At 36.6% G+C, this 2034-nt stretch carries 1 protein-coding gene, 1 pseudogene and 1 other annotated feature; the gene and the pseudogene both read left to right on the forward strand.

From position 1 onward, the window contains the following. Positions 1-227, forward strand: a pseudogene (locus U473_RS08325) (hypothetical protein); the annotation flags it as partial. Between the two features lie 86 nt (positions 228-313). Next, positions 314-524 (forward strand) — a binding site (T-box leader). 47 nt (positions 525-571) lie between these two features. Beyond that, positions 572-2014, forward strand: a complete 1443-nt coding sequence (proS, locus tag U473_RS08330) for a proline--tRNA ligase (protein WP_068725259.1) — start codon at positions 572-574, stop codon at positions 2012-2014. The last annotated feature ends 20 nt before the right edge of the window (positions 2015-2034 follow it).

Here is a 2034-nt window from a genome sequence, read left to right on the forward strand (position 1 = left end):
CCATTAGGCTATCCATGGCTACAAAGAAAGATCTTGAGAAAATGGCGACAAAAGAAGACTTTGATGCACTAAAACTTGCTATTTTAGAGTTATCCGCAAACGTTAATCATATCATGGAAAATATGACTACAAAAGAAGATCTTAAATACCTTGAAGCTAAACTAATTGAACATGATAAACAAATTTATAAATTTAAAGACTTTGTTTCATTACTTACTGCAAAATAACCTAAATAAACTAAAAACTATATTTTCTTGTATACTTGACTTTTTATTTTCAATCGTTATAATAAAATAACAATTAACCTAATAAATGCAATTCGATGAAGGAACTAGTATGTTTGTTTCGATTGCTATAGAGAGAAGAACCTTGGCTGCAAGTTCTTCCAATCTACAAACAGAACCCATTCCCGAGAAATCTGTGAGGAACTGATCGTTCCCCTTACGTTACAAGGGTTGAGTGAACACATATGATTTTTCCTATGTGTTAATAAAGGTGGTACCACGGAGTCTTTCGTCCTTTAGGATGAAATGGCTCCTTATTTTTTACCATTAAAAAAGGAGCGTTAGAAATGGAAGACAAAAAGTTTGTTAAAGAAATCCAGAGTAAAGAAGAAGATTATTCCCGCTGGTATTTAGATATTGTGAAAAAGGCAGATTTAATGGATTACGGTCCTGTCAAAGGAACAATGGTGATTAAGCCATATGGTTATGCCATTTGGGAAAATATGCAAAAGGAACTTGACTCTAGAATTAAAGAAACTGGACATGATAATGCCTATTTCCCACTCTTAATCCCAGAATCCTATTTACAAAAAGAAATGAGTCACGTTGAAGGTTTTGCACCGGAGGTTGCATGGGTTACTCAAGGCGGAAATGAGCCTTTAGAGGAACGCCTTGTGGTTCGTCCAACCTCTGAAACCATTATCTGCTCGATGATGAGCCAATGGATTCAATCTTATCGTGATCTACCTATGAAATTAAACCAATGGGCTAACGTGATGCGCTGGGAGAAAAGTACGAAACCATTTTTACGTACATCTGAATTCTTATGGCAAGAAGGTCATACTGCTCATTCTACAAATGAAGAAGCAGAAGAAGAAGCGTTAACAATGTTAGAAGTATATCGATCTTTTGTTGAAGAAGTCCTTGCTATGCCTGTTATCGTTGGTAAGAAAACTGAAAATGAAAAGTTTGCTGGTGCTGATCATACTTATAGTATTGAGGCTTTAATGAGTGACGGTAAAGCATTACAAGCTGGTACTTCACATAATTTAGGCCAAAATTTCTCTAAAGTATTTGAGATTCAATTTTCCGACCAAAACAATACGTTACAATATGTTTACCAAACCTCATGGGGATCTTCGACTCGAATGATCGGTGGCCTGATTATGACCCATAGTGATGACCGTGGTCTTGCTTTACCTCCTCGTGTCGCACCTATTCAAGTGGTTATCGTACCAATCCTTCGTGGTGATAAAGAGGGAGTAAAAATAAAAGCTCAAGAAATAGCCCAACAATTAAAACAACAAGGTGTACGCGTAAAAGTAGACGACCGTGAAGAATATACACCTGGATGGAAATTCAATGAGTATGAAATGCGTGGCGTACCAATCCGAATCGAACTAGGCCCTAAAGATATGGAGAAAGGACAATTTGTTTTAGCAAGAAGGGACACTGGTGAAAAAGAGTTTCTTCCTCTTGCTAATATTGTTGAAACGATTAAAATTAAGTTAGATCAAATTCAAGAAGATATGTTTAATAAAGCAAAAGCATTTATGGAAACTCATACTTTTGAAGTAAATAGCATTGAGGAAATGAAAGAACAATTGCTAAAAGAAAAAGGCTTTATGCAAAGCTGGTGGTGTGAGGATATCGCTTGTTTAGATAAAATAAAAGAAGAAACCGGAGCAACGGCTCGTAATATCCCATTTAAACAAAGAGAAGGTAGCGGAAAATGTGTGTGCTGTGGAAAAGAAAGTACCACTACTGTCATGTTTGCCCGTGCTTATTAAATCGGGTAGGAGGCTGGCCC

Origin of the sequence: Tepidibacillus decaturensis, from assembly GCF_001561915.1 — a bacterium.
GTDB classification, from domain to species: domain Bacteria; phylum Bacillota; class Bacilli; order Tepidibacillales; family Tepidibacillaceae; genus Tepidibacillus_B; species Tepidibacillus_B infernus.